Source organism: Ensifer sp. R1-3 (genome assembly GCF_056739175.1).
The window spans coordinates 2,340,848-2,357,938 of the sequence record NZ_CP096515.1 but is presented as its reverse complement, the minus strand read 5'-3'; the positions used below and the strand labels follow the sequence as shown (position 1 = coordinate 2,357,938).

Here is a 17,091-nt window from a genome sequence, read left to right as displayed (position 1 = left end):
TGTCTTTCGTCTGGAATAGTCCGCGGGTTGTGATTACACTATTCGGTATTTCGAACAATTCGGTTATTGAAAATGGACCAACTCACGGCCATGCGCGCCTTTCTTCGGGTTGTGGAGACCGGCAATTTTACTCGTGCCTCCGCCTCCCTCAACATGCCGAAGGCGACCGTCACCAATCTTATCCAGGGGCTGGAGGCGCATTTGCGCACGAAGCTGCTCAATCGTACCACGCGGCGCGTCCTGGTGACGCCGGACGGTGCGCTTTATTACGAGCGCGCCGCACGGCTGCTTTCCGACCTCGACGAACTGGACGGCAGCCTCTCGACGGCCCAGAGCCTGCCGAAGGGCCGACTGAGAGTCGAGACGGCAAGTGCCTTCGCCAATCTGGTAATCATTCCGGCGCTGCCCGAGTTCCACAAGAAGTACCCCGATATCCAGATCGATCTCGGGGTTTCCGACCGAACGATCGACTATCTCGCGGAGAACGTCGATTGCGCCATCCGCGCCGGTACCCTGACGGATCAGTCGCTGATCGCCCGGCGCATCACCGAGATGAAGTTCGTCGCCTGCGCTTCGCGGGATTTTCTCGAGCGACACCCGGTGCCGCAGCACCCTTCCGATCTGGAGAAGAATTGCTATGTGGTCGGCTATTTCCTGCCGAAGACCGGTCAGCAGATGCCGTTCCATTTCCGGCGCGGCAACGAGGAGATCGAGGTGAGTGGACGCTATACGGTGGCTGCGAACGAATCGACCACCTATCTTGCCGCCGCCCGGGCGGGACTGGGCGTCATCCAGGCGCCGCTCTTCATGGTGCGCGAGGACCTTCGCAACGGGACGATGGTTCCGGTTCTGCCCGACTGGCAGGTCGAGCCGATGCCGATCTATCTCGTCTATCCGCCGAACCGTCACTTGAGCAGCCGTTTGCGCGTTTTCGCCGATTGGGTCGTGAAGGTCATGGCGCAGTCGCAGAACGGCGAGTGACGACCCCGTTCTCACCTGTTCGTCTGCGCGTCATAGCGTTCGCGCGCGGCGTCGAGCGTGCCGAAATGGGTCTCCGCCCAGCGGTCGAGCACGACCAGCGCTTCACTCAGCGAGCGGCCCACCTCGCTCAGGCGATATTCGACATGCGGCGGCACGGTCCCCTTGTCCTCGCGGATCACCAGCCCGTTTCGCTCCAGTTCCTTCAGCGTCTGCGTCAGCATCTTCTGCGAGACGTCGCCGAGCCTGCGCATGAGCGCGGCGTTGCGCATCGGGCCGGCCTCCAGCGCGGAGATGATCAGCATCGCCCATTTGCTGGCCACGAGCTCCAGCGCGTGGCGCGAGGAACATGCCGGATCGAAAACGCTGGGCGTCGACTGGATGGCGGTCGGGGGCGTGGCAGTCGGGTTCGCAGACATTTTGACGGTTACCAAAAGGTGCGTAATTGCACTTTGGTGCCCATCCTACAAGATTGACGCCAGAGTTCAAATCATTGGAGAACAGGAATGGCGTGGATCATGCTTGTGGCGGCGAGCGCCGTCGAGATCGTCATGGGGCTTGCGCTCAAATATGCAGACGGCTGGACCCGGCCGGTACCCAGCATCATCGGCGTGGGCGCGGCATTGGGCAGTGTCTATCTGCTCACCATCGCGATGCGCGACCTGCCTGCCGGCACGGCCTATGCCGCATGGACCGGCATCGGCGCGGTCGGCATGACCGTGCTCGGCATGGTTCTCTTCGGCGATCCGGTGTCCTGGCTCAGGCTTGCCTGCATTGCCATGATCATCGTCGCCGTCGCAGGTTTGCGTTTCCTGGAGACTTGATCCGTCGGGGGATTCACCTCGAGTTTTCCCGCCGCGATGCCGATCGCCGGCGGGAAATGCCATCTCAAGGCTGGCGCTTCTTGGCGTTGTTGCGCTTGGCACCGGGCTTGAAGTCGCCGGTTTTCTGCGCTTCGGGCTTGCCCTTCTTCTTGCTCCAGGGCTTGTCGCCCCGGCTGTCCGAATGCGCATCCTGCGCGATGGGAGGCTGCTTGTCGAACTTGCGCTTCGGCTTGAAGTCCTTGTGCTCGCGCTCCGCTGCGGTCGCCGGCGGCCGCTTCTTCTCGAAGTCCGGCTTGTCCTGCCGCGGCCTGGAGCTGTCCGGGGCACCCGGAAGGGTTTTGACGCGAATGCCCTTTTCCAGCATCCGGTTCGGGCCGATCGCGGCAAGGAGGCGTTCTGCGCCGTCGGCCGTCATCTCGACATAGGTTTCCTCGGGCTGCATGCGGATCGCGCCGATATCGCGCTTGCTCAGCTTGCCGTAACGGCAAAGCATCGGGATCAGCCAGCGGGGCTCGGCGTTCTGCTTGCGCCCGACGGAGAGGGAAAACCACTGGCCGTCGGCGAAGTCCGCGCGCGGAGCCGGCTCGCTGTCACCCGTGAAAGCCGGGCCGTCGCGACGGGGTTTCCTGCGATCGTCGTAGACGGCGACATCCACGAGTTCCTCCGGAGCGGAACGGTTCGAGCGGAATTGCCGGACGAAGGCCGCGGCGATCTTTTCCGCCCCGTAGCGGCTGATCAGCGTCTCGACGATCGCCTGTTCATCCTCGCGCGGAGCTTCGGCAAGGGCCGGATCGGCGGCGATGCGCTCGTCGTCGCGACGTGCCACCTCGTCGGCCGACGGGGGCTTTGCCCAGGCGGCGGTAATCCGTGCGTTTTCAAGCAGCCGCTCGGCCTTGCGGCGGGCGTTCACGGGCACGATCAGTGCGCTCACGCCTTTCTGGCCGGCGCGGCCCGTCCGGCCGCTGCGATGCAGCAGCGTGTCGGAGTTGGTCGGCAGGTCGGCATGGATCACGAGCTCGAGGCCCGGAAGGTCGATCCCGCGCGCCGCTACGTCGGTCGCGATGCACACGCGGGCGCGGCCGTCGCGCATGGCCTGCAGTGCGTGGGTGCGTTCGTTCTGGCTGAGCTCGCCTGAGAGCGCCACGACGGAGAAGCCGCGATTGTTGAAGCGGGCGGTCAGATGATTGACCGCGGCGCGCGTCGAGCAGAAGACGATCGCGTTCCTCGCTTCGTAAAAGCGCAGCACGTTGATGATGGCATTCTCACGGTCGCTCGGCGCCACGAGCAGCGAGCGGTACTCGATGTCGCCGTGCTGCTTCTGCTCGGAGGTGACGCCGATGCGGACTGCATCACGCTGGTAATTCTTGGCGAGCGTCGCGATCGAGCGCGGTACGGTGGCGGAGAACATCAGCGTGCGGCGATCCGCCGGCGACGCCTCGAGAATGAACTCCAGATCCTCGCGGAAGCCGAGGTCCAGCATCTCGTCGGCCTCATCGAGCACGACGGCCTTCAGTCCCGATATATCGAGCGATCCACGGCGGATATGGTCGCAAAGCCGTCCCGGCGTCCCGACGACGATATGGGCGCCGCGTTCCAGCGTGCGCCGTTCGCTGCGCATGTCCATGCCGCCGACGCAGGAGGCGATGGTGGCCCCCGCCATCTCGTAGAGCCAGTCGAGCTCACGCATGACCTGCAGCGCCAATTCGCGCGTCGGCGCGATGACGAGTGCAAGCGGTGCGCCGGCCTGCGCGAATTTCCTTGCCGAACCGATGAGCGTCGGCGCCAGTGCCAGGCCGAAGGCCACGGTCTTGCCGGAGCCGGTCTGGGCGGAGACCAGCGCGTCGGCGGTGCCGAGCGACGGATCCAGCATGGCCTGCTGAACCGGCGTCAGCGTCTCGTAACCGCGTTTTGCCAACGCCTCGGCGATCGCCGGCGCGATCCCTGCGAATTCTGTCATGTCTCTTCTTTCGGATTTCGGTTGTCGTCGGCGGAAGAGCGGACCTCGGTGCAGGTCGTCATCAGGCGTCGATTGCCGCGGCCAACGTGGTCGCGGCCCTATTCAGTTGCCGCGCTACATACTTGGTGAGCGTTGAAATGTACAGGGCGGAATCAATCTCCGGCCGGCGCATCGCGGCGGCTGCCATATTCGTTTGCCCTGTTTGCGCCCGGCCAGAGGCAGAGACCGATGAAAACGATCGGGCTCAGAACCGGGATGAAGAGGCAGAGCGCCAGCGGGCCGGGATAGCCGATATCATGCAGGCGCTTGATCGCCAGCATGGCGATGGAGAGCGTCGAAAGCACGCCGGAGACGATCAGAGCCAGCGTCCAGAGCGCGAGCGCCGCGTCGTCCACCTCGTTCTTCATCATCTGCACCAGAAAGATGGAGCCGACGGCGAACCAGAAGAGCCAGGCGAGGAGAAAGGGCAGGCGGCCGATACGGCCGGAGGGGCTGAAGAACAGCCACATCATGCTCGGCTGCCGCCCCTCCTTGGCCATCGTCAGTCCCGGAGCAGTTCGTTGATGCCGGTCTTGGAGCGGGTCTTCTCGTCGACCCGCTTGACGATCACGGCGCAATAGAGGTTCGGCGCCGGCTGGCCATTGGCCATGGTGGAGCCGGAAGCCATGGAGCCGGCGACGACGACGGAGTAGGGCGGCACTTCGCCATACATCACCTCGCCCGTCGCGCGGTCGACGATCTTCGTCGACTTGCCGATGAAGACACCCATGCCGAGCACCGAACCCTCGCGGACGATACAGCCTTCGACCACCTCGGAGCGGGCGCCGATGAAGCAATTGTCCTCGATGATGGTGGGGCCGGCCTGCATCGGTTCCAACACGCCGCCGATGCCGACGCCACCGGAAAGATGCACGTTCTTGCCGATCTGCGCGCAGGAGCCGACGGTCGCCCAGGTGTCGACCATCGTCCCCTCGCCGACATAGGCGCCGAGATTGACGAAGGAGGGCATCAGCACCGCATTCGGTGCGATATAGGCGGAGCGGCGGACCACGCAGTTCGGAACGGCGCGGAACCCGGCTTTCTCGAACTCGTTGACGCTCCAGCCGTCGAATTTGGAGGCAACCTTGTCCCACCAGACGGCTTCGCCCGGTCCGCCTCTGACGAGTTCCATCGGATTGAGGCGGAAGGAGAGGAGCACCGCCTTCTTGAGCCACTGGTTGACCGTCCAGGTGCCGTCCTCACTGCGTTCAGCGACGCGTACCTTGCCGCTGTCGAGCAGGTTCAGCGCCGTTTCCACGGCGTCGCGAACCGCGCCGCGGGTGCCGGTGTTGACGGCGTCGCGCCCTTCGAAAGCGGTCTCGATCGTCTGCGACAGGGAGGCGAGGTCGTGGTTCGTCATCGGAAATCCTTCGAGTTCGGCGTTGTGCTGCAAGCTCTACTGCATAATTCCCCGAATCGGAACCGGCTTCACGGATTATGCAGCGATTCAAGATGTCGCGCGGCTTCACCGAAACCTGGCGCCCATGGAGCATGATCCTCAAAAAGTTGAAGGCCTTTTCGGCTCGCGCTCCTCAACGGGACTTGGCAAGTCTCAACTAATCCGGCAGTAGGGACGCCTCTATGGCCGAGAAAGATCCGAAGGGACGCGTCCGGACGAGGTCTCCGGTGTTCGAAACGCGACGGGAAACGAAACATGGCACGCATGAAGAAGCGGACTCTGCGCCGCAAGGATGGGGTTTGGGATCCGCTGGCAGACAGCTCCCAGAGCAGGCAACGCGCATCGAGCGTGCCTTTGACGCCGCAATCGGCTTCGCCCACCTATCGTCTCGCCTATATCGACGACGATTTCCTGTGCCGTGAGGAACTGAGGCCCGTCCGCCTGCAGCTCGAGCTCCTGAAGACCGAGATGATGCTCGAGGAGCGCGGCATCAACTCCACCGTGGTGATGTTCGGCGGAGCCCGCATTCCCGAGCCGGGCGGCGAGGCCTGGGCCGCCAAGAACGACATCCAGCGCAAGAATCTCGAGGCTGCCTCGATCTATTATGACGAGGCGCGCAAGTTCGCGCGATTGTGCTCGGAGCAGTCGGCAAAGCTCGGTTACAAGGAATATGTGGTCGTCACGGGCGGCGGCCCCGGCGTCATGGAGGCGGGCAATCGCGGCGCAGCCGACGTCGGCGCACCTTCGATCGGCCTGAACATCGTGCTTCCGCACGAGCAGGCGCCGAACCAGTTCGTGACGCCGGACCTGTCCTTCAATTTCCACTATTTCGCCATCCGCAAGATGCACTTCCTGCTGCGTGCCAAGGCGGTCACGGTCTTCCCGGGCGGCTTCGGCACGCTCGACGAACTGTTCGAAACCATGACGCTGATGCAGACCGGCCGGCTTGCTCTGGTGCCGCTCATCCTCTTCGGCGAGAAATTCTGGCGCAGCATCATCAATTTCGAGGCACTGGCCGAGTTCGGAACCATCGCGCCGGACGACGTCGACCTGTTGCATTTCGTGGAGACGGCCGAAGAGGCATGGGAAATCATCGCCGGGTTTTACGAGAAGGTCGACCCCCGGTCGGTCCCGATGGCGTCCGGACGGCGGTAGTTTGCCAGAAAAAGCCCCACCTCAACCCCTCCCTACAAGGGGGAGGGGCTTGCCCGCGGCACTCTCCGCGCCAAAACGACCGCGCGTCTTGCCGCGTAATGGTTGATGTCGATGCGGAGATGGCGAGGGCAAGTTAAGCCCTCCCTCCTGTGGGGAGGGGTTGGGGAGGGGTCTTTGACTTCCGGGCTAAACAATCACACTGCGCAGGAAACCCGCCAGGTCTTCCGTGACGTAGTCGATCTGATCGTCCGCGTCGCTCGACGTTTCCCAGGCCTCGGCGAACTCGTATTCGAGATTGCGCGGCACGAGCAGCACCGTCTTCATGCCGAGCGCCTTCGGGACGACCAGGTTGCGCGGCAGATCCTCGAACATGACCGCATTCGCCGTGTCGATGCGGTGAAGGCCCATGAACTTGTCGTAGGTGTCGCCGGCGGGCTTCGGTATGAAGCCGGCGGCGACGATGTCGAAGATGTCGTTGAAATGCTCGAGAATGCCGAGCGCCCGCGCGGTCATCTCCGCATGGGCGACGCTGCCGTTGGTGAAGATGAACTTGCGTCCGGGCAGCGCCTTGATCGCCTCGCCGAGTGCCGGGTCGGCCGGCACCACGCTATAGTCGATGGCGTGGGCCCTTTCGAGGAAATCATTGGGATCGATGCCGTGATGAAGCATCAGGCCCTGAAGCGTGGTGCCGTGGTCGCGGTAGTACTCCTTCTGCAGCTTCTTCGCCTCCGCAGGATTCAGCGACAGGAGTTCGGCAACATAGGCCGTCATGTTGCGGTCGATCTGTGAGAACAGATTGACGTGATGCGGATAGAGCGTGTTGTCGAGGTCGAAGACCCAGTCGGTGACATGGGCGAATTCGGCGTGGGTCGGCATGCGGTCGAGCTTCTTCATGGGCGGGTTTATGACACGGGCGGCCTTGCGAAGCAAAACGGTTTGTTCACCTGCGACCCGATTGGCCATGGATTGTTTTCGGCCTGCGTGTTAGCGGGCAAATATGGAAACCTGGGTTCTCATCACCGTCGCCGCGGCCTTCCTTCAGAATGTCCGCTCCGCCATGCAGAAGCACCTGAAGGGCGTCATGGGCACCACCGGCGCGACTTTCGTCCGCTTCGGCTTCGGGCTGCCTTTCGCGCTCCTCTACCTCGTCCTGCTCTGGCGCGTCGGCGGGCATCAGCTGCCGGTGCCGAACGGCACTTTCTATCTCTGGGCGGTGGTCGGCGGATTGGCGCAGATCGCTGCGACCTTCCTGCTCGTCCATCTCTTCTCCTTCCGCAACTTCGCGGTGGGCACCGCCTATTCCCGCACCGAGCCCGCCCAGGCGGCGCTCTTCGGACTGATCTTCCTCGGCGAAAAGGCAAGCCAGGGAGCGCTGGTTGCGATCGCCATTTCGGTGGTCGGCGTCATGCTGATCTCCGTCGCCCGAACGACGCTCAGCGCGCGGTCGCTGCTGACATCGATCTTCGGTCGCACGGCGGGAATCGGGCTGCTCTCCGGTACCTTCTTCGGTCTCTCGGCGGTGTCCTACCGCTCGGCCTCGCTGGCGCTGGAGCCGAGTCTGCCTCAGCCGGACTATGTGATCCAGGCGAGCTTCACGCTCGGCTTCGTCATCCTGCTTCAGACGATCGTCATGCTTCTCTGGATCGTCGCGCGTGAACGCGACGAACTGAAACGCATAGGTGCTGCCTGGAAGCCCGCTTTCGTCGTGGGCTTCGTCGGCGCCTCGGCCTCCTTCGGCTGGTTCGCGGCGATGACGCTGCAGCAGGCGGCGATCGTCAAGGTGGTCGCTCAGGTGGAGATGCTGTTCACCTTCGCCTCCTCCTTCTTCATCTTCCGGGAGTGGATCAACCGGCTCGAACTGGTCGGCTGCCTGCTTATCGTGCTCGGCGTGGTCATGCTGCTCGTCATGTGAGGGATCGGCGAACAGCACGAATAGATGCCCGAAATTCGGCGGACGGCGCGTGTGGCTGATGCTACAAAGCAATATGCTTTTCGATCTGCCTGATGACGATATCCTTTACGATGCGCTGCTGGCCCGCAGTTCCGATTATGAGGGCCAGGCCTTCGTCTGCGTCAAGAGCACCGGCATCTTCTGCCGGCTCTCATGTCCCGCCCGCAAGCCGAAGCGGGAGAACACTTTGTTCTTCGACAGTATTTCCGCCTGCGTCAATTCCGGCTTCCGGCCGTGCCAACGTTGCCGCCCGCTGGAAGGTGCATCCGGGAAAGATCCGCTCGTCAAGGAGCTTATCGAGCTGCTCGACCGCCGGCCGGAACATCGTTGGACGGAGGGCGATCTCGTGCGGCGCGGCTTCGATCCGTCGACCGTGCGGCGCGCCTTCAAGCGATCCCTCGGCGTCACGTTTCTCGATCTCGCCCGCCAGCGGCGAATGGGCGAAGCCGCGCGGCAGCTCTCCGGCGGCGCCAGTGTCATCGAGGCGCAGATCGACGCGGGCTATGAATCTCCGAGCGGTTTTCGCGCCGCCTTCGGGCGGCTGATCGGACAGGCTCCTGCTAAATCGCAAGGGCGCGTGCTGCTCTTTGCCGACTGGATAGAGACGCCGCTAGGCCCCATGGTGGCGGTGGCCGACCAGACGCATCTTCATCTCATCGAGTTCCACGACCGCAAGGCCCTCCCGGCCGAAGTGGAAAATCTCAAGCGAAAGACGCACTCTGCGGTGGTGCCCGGCAGAACGCCGCCCATCGATCAGGTGGAGCGCGAGCTCAACGACTATTTCGCCGGGCGCTCGGCCGATTTCCGGACACCGCTCGCCCTCGACGGCAGTGCCTTCGAGCGCCAGGTATGGGCAGAACTCGTTGCGATACCCGTGGGCGAGACACGCTCCTACAGCGACATCGCGCGGAAGGTCGCAACCCCGCAGGCGGTGCGTGCCGTGGCCAGGGCCAACGGCTCCAACTGCCTCGCAATCGTCGTGCCATGCCACCGCTGCATCGGCGCTGACGGATCGTTGACGGGCTATGGGGGCGGGCTCCGGCGCAAGCAATGGCTGCTTCGCCACGAGGGCAGAATGCGCCCTGTCGGGCTTTTCAGAGAGTGGGACGGGGAGAAGCCTGTGCAGGCCGCCGCTCCAACGATGTAACGGGATCGATCAACCTGACGGACTGGGAGAAGATACGATGAGCCAGGAAGAAAGAGCGCTTGCCTTCGGGGCACTGCACCGGAAAGGCGATCCGGTGGTTCTGTACAACATCTGGGATGCAGGCAGCGCCCGGTGCGTGGCCGAGGCCGGCGCCAAGGCGCTCGCCACCGGGAGTTGGTCGGTCGCGGCGGCACATGGATATGGGGACGGGCAGAAACTGCCGCTGCCTCTGCTGCTCGAGACCGTGCGCGAGATCGTCGCGGCTACGGACCTGCCGCTCTCGGTGGACTTCGAAGGCGCCTATTCGGAGGACCCGGCCCAGGCCGCGGCCAATGTCGCGCAAGTGATCGATGCCGGCGGGATCGGCATCAATTTCGAGGACCAGATGGTTGGCAGAGGCGGCGTCCATCCGATCGACAAGCAGGCGGCCCGCATCCGCGCGATCCGAGAAATGGCGGAGCGACAGGGCATTGCACTGTTCATCAACGCCCGAACCGACCTCTTCCTGCAGGAGAGCGACGCGGCGCGCCACGCGGCCCTGATGGAGGATGCGATCGCCCGCGCCGAGGCCTATGCGGATGCGGGCGCGAGCGGCTTCTTCGCACCGGGCCTCGCCGATCGAGACCTGATCGCCAGGCTCTGCGCGGCATCTCCCTTGCCGGTCAACGTAATGATGAAGCCGGGGGCGCCGGACATCGCCACGCTTGCGGCCGCCGGCGTCGGGCGGGTGAGCTACGGGCCGTTCCCATACCGGGAGATGATCGCCCGGCTGCGCGGCGAGGCGGAGAAGGTTTATAGGGCGAGTTAAGAGATTCGCCCCTCATCCCGCTGCCGCGACCTTCTCCCCGTCATGACGGGGAGAAGGGACTCGTGGCGCCGCCTAGCCGCACTATCGAGAGGCGTCTTGCAGGGCACGTCCCCTCTCCCCGTCAGAACGGGGAGAGGAGAGGGGCAAATCACGGCAAACAAGGCGCGCCTCACGGCACGATCAGCGTGCCTGCGCCGTGCTCGGTGAAGATTTCGAGCAGCACCGAATGTGCCGTTTTGCCGTTGAGGATGACGACGCCCTGGACGCCCGCCTTGATCGCCTCGATGCAGGTCTCCACCTTCGGGATCATGCCGCCCGAAATGGTGCCGTCGGCGATCAGCGCCCGCGCCTCGGCGACGGAGAGCTGCTTGATGAGTTCGCCCTTCTTGTTGAGGACGCCCGGAACGTCGGTGAGGAAGAGCAGGCGCGTCGCATTGAGCGCGCCGGCGATGGCGCCGGCGAAGGTGTCCGCGTTGATGTTGTAGGTGTGGCCGTCCCGTCCCGGCGCCACAGGCGCGATCACCGGTATCATCTCGGAGCGGGCGAGCAGATCGAGAAGGGTGCGGTCGACTTCGACCACATCGCCGACGAAGCCGAGGTCGAGCACGCGCTCGATGTTGGAATCCGGGTCGCGGATGGTCTTCTTCGCCTTTTCCGCAAAGACCATGTTGCCGTCCTTGCCGCAAAGGCCGATCGCCCATTCGCCCGTCTGATTTATGAGCGCGACGATCTCCTTGTTGATCGACCCGGCAAGCACCATTTCGACGATCTCGACGGTCTTTTCGTCGGTGACGCGGAGCCCGCCCTCGAATTTGGACTCGATGCCCATCCGGTTGAGCATTGCGCCGATCTGAGGGCCGCCGCCGTGAACGACGATCGGGTTGACGCCGGACTGCTTCAGAAGCGCGATGTCGCTGGCAAAGGCGCGCCCGAGTTCGGCATTGCCCATGGCGTGACCGCCGTATTTGACGACGATCGTCTTATGCTCGTAGCGCTGCATGTAGGGCAGGGCCTGGGCGAGCAGGCGGGCCTGAATTTCACTTTCTGATGCGGACATGGCGGATCCTCGAAAAATACCGGCTGCTGTTTAGCGCAACTCTCTGGCGGATGGAATGATCCGGACGCAACATAAAGCCATTGTGACGGCGGTCGCTCGGCTGTGCCGAAGTGCTCGCGGCGTGCGCGGCATGGCCGACAAGCCGATTGACGGCGCTGGCGATTTGACTGATCCTGCATTGATCCGGAAAGGACCGCCGTAGTCCCGAGGGCAGGCGCATCGAAGCTTGCCTGGAAGAGATCGAAGGGAATCGTGCCGGCCCTCTGAAGCTGAGAGAGTGCAGGGAGCCATGACGACGCAGAAGCCCGAAAGCGGAGATTCCCGCCGCGACGAGGTGATCGCGGGAGAGTACGTGCTCGGCGCGCTGTCTGCCGATGACCGCCGCAAGGCCGAGGCGCGCATGGCAACGGACCGCAACTTCGCCGCCATGGTCATCCGCTGGCAGAACAATCTTGCGGCCTTCGGCGACGAATATGAGTCGGTCGCGCCGCGCCGCAGGTTTCGCTCCTCCGAGCGCGCGGTCTTCGAAGCGGGCCGGGGCGCAGACGACCCCCGCGGTGTCTGGGGCTCGCTTCCCCTCTGGCGCAGCGCAGCCCTCGTATCGCTTTCGGCGGTCGTCGTGATGGCAGGCGCGCTGGCAGGACTTTTCAGCGAACGCCGAGGCGGTACGCCACTCGTTGCGAGCCTCGAAGCGCATGGCAGCGCCATCAACCTCGTCACGCACTTCGAACCGGCCACAGGGCGCCTGAGACTGTCGCCGGCCGCCGCCGGACAGATGGAGGAGAAATCGCTCGAACTCTGGCTGATCAATGGTGACGATCCGCCGGTCTCGCTCGGCGTGCTGCCGCCGTCCGGCGAGGGGGAAATCGTGCTTGAGCCGGGAATGCGAAGCCAGATTGCCACGGGCTCCAGGCTCTCCGTCAGTGTCGAGCCCAAGGGTGGCTCGGCGACCGGCTCGCCCACCGGTGCGGTCATCGCGCAAGGCACGGCGCGCGCCTTCTAAGTTTGGTTCCACGGCGGCCACTCAGTCACGGCGGTTTGATCGGCCTTGTTTTGGCAGGAGTGCCGCGGCCGCATAAGTTACGATATCAGGCCCCGATGGAGGTTCCGATGATCAGCCGGCGCGACTTGCTGATGGCGGGCGCGGCCCTGGCCGCGGTGGTCGCCCTGCGCGGTCTGGTATGGCCCGTACGCGCCGTCGCCGGCGAAGCCTTTGAAATCACCAGGACCGACGCGGAGTGGCGGGCGCTGCTCGGCGAGGATCGCTATCGCGTTTTGCGCGAGGAGGGCACGGAGCCGCCGTTCAGCAGCGCGCTCGACAACGAAAAGCGAAACGGCGTCTTTCACTGCGCGGGATGCGAGTTGCCCGTCTATTCCTCTGACGCGAAATACGACAGCGGCACCGGCTGGCCGAGCTTCTGGCAGGCGCTTCCCGACGCGATCGGCACGCGCGAGGACGACACCCTGTTCGTGACGAGGACCGAATGCCACTGCCGCCGCTGTGGCGGTCATCTCGGCCACATCTTCGACGACGGCCCGCCGCCGACCGGCAAGCGGCACTGCATCAACGGGCTCGCCCTGTCATTCGTACCGGAGACGGCCTGAGCGTGGCTGTCTTCTCGCCGGCTCCGGCGAGAAGATCGTTGTGCGATGAGGGCCGATCGCCTTCAGCAACCGATCAGAATGTCCCCGCCTGCGGCGACGGCGTCTGCGCCTCGGAAATGGCTGCCTGAAGCTTCTGTTCCTGCTCCGGCGAGAGCGACGTCTTCAGCACGCGGCCGCGCAGGCCGGAGAATTCGGCCAGCACCTTTTCCGGCTGCACCTTGCGCACCAGGACGAAGAGCGCCGAGGAATTGTTCGGGATGGTGTTGCCGAGCGACTTGATGAAGTCGTCGTCGATGCCGTAATCGACGAGCGATCCGGAAAGCGCACCCGCACCGGCGCCGATAGCGCCGCCGAGGGCGAAACCCGCAAGCGGATTAAGGAAGAGCAGCCCGACGAGCCCGCCCCAGAGGGAGCCGGAAAGAAGGCCGGACGTGGCGCCGACGGTGGTCAGATTCATGCTCTGCTTCAGATGCACCTTGCCGTCGGCGTCGCGCACGACGACGACCGCATCTTCCAGATCGATCAGATATTCCTTCCTCAGGCTGTTGAGCTTCAAGAGGACCTTGTCGGCCTCATCCGTCGAATCGAATCCCACGACAATCAAATCGGACATGTCTCTCTCCTGATCCTTCGGGCAGACAATCTGCCGCCGCGAAGCAGAGATAGAGCGCTTTTCATGTCAGGGTAGTGACGGAGGCCGAAGACGAGGGGGCTCGCCCTTCAGCGGCGCCGTTTCGCGCCTCAGCGCGTCACGGCGAGCTCGATCGCCGCGCGGAGGTCCTCGATGCCTTCGCCCTTTTCCGACGATGTCGATAGCACTTCCGGAAAGGCCGCCGGCCGCTTCTTGATCTTTTCGAGCGTTTCCGCGACGAGGCGCGGTACGCCGGCCGCCTTGATCTTGTCCGTCTTGGTCAGCACGATCTGGTAGGAAACCGCAGCCTTGTCGAGGAGTGCCAGCACGTCTTCGTCGTTCTTCTTGATGCCGTGGCGCGCGTCGATCAGCACATAGACGCGCTTCAGCGTCGAGCGGCCGCGCAGATAGTCGAAGACCAGCTTCGTCCAGGCGTCGACCTGTTCCTTGGGAGCCTGTGCGTAGCCGTAGCCCGGCATGTCGACGAGCGCCATCGGCGGCAGGTCGCCGGCCTCGCCGGAATAGCCGTCCGGCACGAAATAGTTGAGTTCCTGCGTGCGGCCGGGCGTGTTCGAGGTGCGCGCCAGGCCTTTATGGCCCACGAGTGCGTTGATCAGCGACGACTTGCCCACGTTGGAGCGGCCGGCAAAGGCGATCTCCGTCGGTCCCTCAGGTGGCAGGAACTTCATCGACGGCACGCCGCGGATGAATATCCACGGCCGGCCGAAGACGCTTGCGGCATTCTGCTTGTTCGTCGCGGACATGTTCTGGCGTTTCCTCTTTGCCTCGCCGGCATCAGGCTTTTGGGGTGGCTTGTCAAGCTTTAGAGCGCCTGCCGGTACCGGCGGCGGATCCCTACAGCGCCGCGCGTCTTATCAGACGCGCAAAGGTCGCTGTAGCGCTTTGATCTGCTGCATGCTTTGTCCTTTAATCGGATAGGATTAAAGGAAACATGCAGTAGGACCTAAAAGAAAAGCCCCGGAACGCGTCGCTCCGAGGCTTCCATGCGAGAGGACCTGCCGATCGGAGCGTTTCACCGATTCAATGAAACGCTCCAACGCATTCACTGCGCGCTTCCGGACGAAAACCGTTACACGCTTGTCCCGGAAGTGCTCTATTCCGCCGGTTTCGGTTTCTTCGAAAAGAGCGACTTCAGATTGTCGAAGAGTTCGACCTTGACGCCCTGACGCTTCATGATGATGCCCTGCTGCAGGATCGACAGCGTGTTGTTCCAGGCCCAGTAGATCACGAGACCGGCCGGGAACGACGCCAGCATGAAGGTGAAGACCACCGGCATCCAGGTGAAAAGCATCGCCTGGGTCGGGTCCGGCGGCGTCGGGTTCATGCGCATCTGCAGGAACATGGTGACACCCATGATGATCGGCCAGATGCCAAGATGAAGGAAGGCAGGCCCCTCGAACGGCAGGAGACCGAAGAGGTTGATGATCGTCGTCGGATCCGGGGCGGAGAGATCCTGAATCCAGCCGAAGAAGGGCGCATGCCGCATTTCGATGGTGACGTAGATCACCTTGTAGAGCGCGAAGAACACCGGGATCTGGATGAGGATCGGCCAGCAGCCCGCCAGCGGGTTGATCTTCTCTTCCTTGTAGAGCTGCATCATCGCCTGCTGCAGCCCCATTCTGTCGTCGCCGAATTTCTTCTTCAGTTCCTCCATCTTCGGCTGAACCTTCTTCATGTTCGCCATCGATGCGTATTGCTTGTTGGCGAGCGGGAAGAAGATGAGCTTGACGACGATCGTGGTGATCAGGATCGCGATGCCGAAATTGCCGAAGAGACGGAAGAAGAAATCCATCATTTTGAACATCGGCTTGGTGATGAAGTAGAACCAGCCCCAGTCGATCAGCTTGTCGAAGTTGGGGATCGAATAGGCCACTTCGTAATTGTCGACGACCGGGACTTCCTTGGCACCGGCGAAGACGAGGTTCTTCAGCTCCACGGACTGGCCCGGGGCAACCGTAACCGCATCGCTCTTGTAGTCGCTCTGGTAACGGGGGCGCCCGTCGGCGAAATGCGAGAAGCGGATGTCGAAGGGCGTCGCCTGCGGCGGCACGATCGTCGCGGCCCAGTATTTATCTGTGATGCCCAGCCACCCGCCGGTCGACTTACCCGGTTCGACGGGCTCGTCGTCTTCGACCTTGGAATAACCGACTTCCTGCAGGCCATGCTCTCCCGCGACGCCGACGAAGCCCTCGTGGAGCACGTAGATGCTCGGAGTCGTCGGCTTGTTGAAGCGCGTGACGCGGCCGTAGGAAGACAGGGAAACCGGCGCCGCGGTCTCGTTCTTGATGCTGTCGACCACCTGGAACATGTAGCGGTCGTCAACCGCGATGGTCCGGGCAAAGGTGATGCCCTTGTCGTTCGTGTAGCTCAGCGTCACCGGCGTCGAGGGGGTGAGCTTGTCGCCGCCCGAAAGCGTCCATGTGGTCTGCGGTCCCGGAACCGAGCCGGTCGCATCCGATCCGATATAGCCGATTTCCGTGAAATAGCCGTCAGCGGTCTCCGCCGGGCTGAAGAGCGTGATGACCGGGCTCTTCGGGTCGACGGTTTCGTGGTAGCCCTTGAGCTTCAGGTCGTCGAAGCGTGCGCCGGTCAGGTTGATGGAGCCGGAAAGCGCCGGCGTGTCGATCGCGACGCGGGCGGATTTGCCGATTGCCTGATCGCGGCTTTCGCCTGCGCTCGGGATCGCACCGCCGGGCAGCGCCTGTCCAGGTGCAGCCGGCTGGGCGCCTGGCTGTTGCTGGGTCTGTTGCGCCTGCTGCGCCTGTTCCGCGGCAATGCGGTCCTTCTCCATCTTCGGGCTGACATAGAAGAACTGCCAGGCGATGAGGATCAGCACGGAAAGGGCGATCGCCACGAAATAATTGCGGTTGTTTTCCATCATGATTTCCTGGAACCGGCCGGTGGCCGCTTCTGTTTCGGCTTGTTTTCGATGCGATCCCGAAGCGCCCGAGTCAATGCGTCGAAAGGGGCATTCAGGAGATCGCGCCGGGCGACAATCACATAGTCGTGTCCGGGTTTCATTGCAAACCCGGCCGAAAGCCGCACGGCTTCCTTGAGGCGTCGGCGCATTCGGTTTCGCTCGACGGCATTGCCGTGTTTCTTGGTAACGGTGAAGCCGACGCGGGCTTCTCCCTCCGGATCGTTCCGGTCGAGAACTTCGAGGAGAAATAGCGGGCCCCTGCGGCTTTCTCCAGCCCGGACCGCCAAAAACTGCGGACGGCTTTTCAGCCGCCCGACAGCCATCTTGTCTTTATCTGTCGTCATTTGCCCGGACATAAGGTTTCGGGCAGATCCGGCTTACGCCGAAAGACGCTTGCGGCCACGAGCCCGGCGGGCTGTGAGGACCTTGCGCCCACCCTTGGTGGACATACGTGCACGGAAGCCGTGACGGCGCTTGCGAACAAGCTTGGACGGTTGGTAGGTACGCTTCATTTATTTAAATACCGCGGTGTGCGGTCCTTCTTGGGTTTGCATGATGCAAGAGCGTTTACGCGCCGGGCATGGCTCCGCCAACGGGCG

Annotated in this window: 19 protein-coding genes; 8 read left to right on the top strand and 11 right to left on the bottom strand. The window is 63.4% G+C overall.

Features of this window, described 5'->3' with window-relative positions:
* The first annotated feature begins 72 nt into the window (after positions 1-72).
* Positions 73-981, top strand: coding sequence for a LysR family transcriptional regulator (locus M1D43_RS11365; RefSeq protein ID WP_003527624.1), 909 nt, complete (start codon positions 73-75; stop codon positions 979-981).
* An 11-nt stretch (positions 982-992) separates the two neighbouring features.
* Here the strand turns inward: M1D43_RS11365 and M1D43_RS11360 are convergent, their stop codons facing one another.
* A complete protein-coding gene (locus M1D43_RS11360) occupies positions 993-1,397 on the bottom strand; it encodes a winged helix-turn-helix transcriptional regulator (RefSeq protein WP_027989501.1) in 405 nt (134 codons plus the stop codon).
* A gap of 87 nt (positions 1,398-1,484) precedes the next feature.
* Between M1D43_RS11360 and M1D43_RS11355 the strand changes: the two genes are divergently transcribed.
* A complete protein-coding gene (locus M1D43_RS11355) occupies positions 1,485-1,802 on the top strand; it encodes a DMT family transporter (RefSeq protein WP_027989500.1) in 318 nt (105 codons plus the stop codon).
* Between the two features lie 64 nt (positions 1,803-1,866).
* On the opposite strand, the gene M1D43_RS11350 is transcribed toward M1D43_RS11355, so the two are convergent.
* From M1D43_RS11350 to dapD, 3 genes are all read right to left on the bottom strand, one after another.
* Positions 1,867-3,759 carry a DEAD/DEAH box helicase gene (locus M1D43_RS11350; RefSeq protein ID WP_013843858.1) on the bottom strand — a complete coding sequence of 631 codons (1,893 nt, stop codon included), beginning with the start codon at positions 3,757-3,759 and terminating at the stop codon, positions 1,867-1,869.
* Positions 3,760-3,911: 152 nt separating this feature from the next.
* A complete protein-coding gene (locus M1D43_RS11345) occupies positions 3,912-4,298 on the bottom strand; it encodes a DUF805 domain-containing protein (RefSeq protein WP_003527621.1) in 387 nt (128 codons plus the stop codon).
* Between the two features lie 2 nt (positions 4,299-4,300).
* Positions 4,301-5,158, bottom strand: a complete 858-nt coding sequence (gene dapD, locus M1D43_RS11340; RefSeq protein WP_003527620.1) for a 2,3,4,5-tetrahydropyridine-2,6-dicarboxylate N-succinyltransferase — start codon at positions 5,156-5,158, stop codon at positions 4,301-4,303.
* A 294-nt stretch (positions 5,159-5,452) separates the two neighbouring features.
* Here dapD and M1D43_RS11335 point away from each other — a divergent pair, with 294 nt between their 5' ends.
* Entirely contained in the window at positions 5,453-6,352 is a 900-nt protein-coding gene (locus M1D43_RS11335) for an LOG family protein (RefSeq protein ID WP_003527617.1), read from the top strand.
* 186 nt (positions 6,353-6,538) lie between these two features.
* Here M1D43_RS11335 and M1D43_RS11330 read toward each other — a convergent pair whose 3' ends face one another.
* The gene (locus M1D43_RS11330) at positions 6,539-7,315 is read right to left on the bottom strand and encodes a pyrimidine 5'-nucleotidase (protein WP_153315012.1); all 777 of its coding nucleotides are present in this window, start codon (positions 7,313-7,315) and stop codon (positions 6,539-6,541) included.
* 34 nt (positions 7,316-7,349) lie between these two features.
* Here M1D43_RS11330 and M1D43_RS11325 point away from each other — a divergent pair, with 34 nt between their 5' ends.
* The 3 genes from M1D43_RS11325 to M1D43_RS11315 are packed head-to-tail and all read left to right on the top strand — an operon-like array spanning position 7,350 to position 10,258.
* Complete coding sequence (locus M1D43_RS11325) at positions 7,350-8,264, top strand: EamA family transporter (RefSeq protein ID WP_003527615.1); 915 nt, start codon at positions 7,350-7,352, stop codon at positions 8,262-8,264.
* A 58-nt stretch (positions 8,265-8,322) separates the two neighbouring features.
* Positions 8,323-9,450 (top strand): bifunctional transcriptional activator/DNA repair enzyme AdaA, encoded by a 1,128-nt coding sequence (locus tag M1D43_RS11320; RefSeq protein ID WP_013843861.1) that lies wholly within the window; start codon positions 8,323-8,325, stop codon positions 9,448-9,450.
* A gap of 37 nt (positions 9,451-9,487) precedes the next feature.
* A complete protein-coding gene (locus tag M1D43_RS11315) occupies positions 9,488-10,258 on the top strand; it encodes an isocitrate lyase/PEP mutase family protein (protein WP_127595196.1) in 771 nt (256 codons plus the stop codon).
* Positions 10,259-10,427: 169 nt separating this feature from the next.
* Here M1D43_RS11315 and argB read toward each other — a convergent pair whose 3' ends face one another.
* Positions 10,428-11,315 carry an acetylglutamate kinase gene (argB, locus tag M1D43_RS11310; protein ID WP_010968575.1) on the bottom strand — a complete coding sequence of 296 codons (888 nt, stop codon included), beginning with the start codon at positions 11,313-11,315 and terminating at the stop codon, positions 10,428-10,430.
* 289 nt (positions 11,316-11,604) lie between these two features.
* Here argB and M1D43_RS11305 point away from each other — a divergent pair, with 289 nt between their 5' ends.
* Together M1D43_RS11305 and msrB are read left to right on the top strand one after the other, a co-directional pair.
* Positions 11,605-12,318 (top strand): anti-sigma factor, encoded by a 714-nt coding sequence (locus tag M1D43_RS11305; protein ID WP_340086592.1) that lies wholly within the window; start codon positions 11,605-11,607, stop codon positions 12,316-12,318.
* A 107-nt stretch (positions 12,319-12,425) separates the two neighbouring features.
* A complete protein-coding gene (gene msrB, locus M1D43_RS11300; protein WP_015007107.1) occupies positions 12,426-12,920 on the top strand; it encodes a peptide-methionine (R)-S-oxide reductase MsrB in 495 nt (164 codons plus the stop codon).
* Between the two features lie 73 nt (positions 12,921-12,993).
* On the opposite strand, the gene M1D43_RS11295 is transcribed toward msrB, so the two are convergent.
* The 5 genes from M1D43_RS11295 to rpmH all read right to left on the bottom strand — a co-directional run bounded on the left by M1D43_RS11295 (position 12,994) and on the right by rpmH (position 17,004).
* Positions 12,994-13,533: a DUF1269 domain-containing protein gene (locus M1D43_RS11295; protein WP_010968578.1), complete on the bottom strand. Its 540-nt coding sequence runs from the start codon at positions 13,531-13,533 to the stop codon at positions 12,994-12,996.
* Positions 13,534-13,661: 128 nt separating this feature from the next.
* The gene (gene yihA, locus M1D43_RS11290; protein ID WP_003531582.1) at positions 13,662-14,315 is read right to left on the bottom strand and encodes a ribosome biogenesis GTP-binding protein YihA/YsxC; all 654 of its coding nucleotides are present in this window, start codon (positions 14,313-14,315) and stop codon (positions 13,662-13,664) included.
* A 350-nt stretch (positions 14,316-14,665) separates the two neighbouring features.
* On the bottom strand, positions 14,666-16,450 hold the full coding sequence (gene yidC, locus M1D43_RS11285) for a membrane protein insertase YidC (RefSeq protein ID WP_192923496.1): 1,785 nt from the start codon (positions 16,448-16,450) through the stop codon (positions 14,666-14,668).
* Positions 16,450-16,848 carry a ribonuclease P protein component gene (rnpA, locus tag M1D43_RS11280; protein ID WP_013843866.1) on the bottom strand — a complete coding sequence of 133 codons (399 nt, stop codon included), beginning with the start codon at positions 16,846-16,848 and terminating at the stop codon, positions 16,450-16,452. The genes yidC and rnpA overlap by 1 nt, the downstream gene beginning before the upstream one ends.
* A 21-nt stretch (positions 16,849-16,869) precedes the next feature.
* Positions 16,870-17,004 carry a 50S ribosomal protein L34 gene (gene rpmH, locus M1D43_RS11275; RefSeq protein WP_003531576.1) on the bottom strand — a complete coding sequence of 45 codons (135 nt, stop codon included), beginning with the start codon at positions 17,002-17,004 and terminating at the stop codon, positions 16,870-16,872.
* Positions 17,005-17,091: the final 87 nt, after the last annotated feature.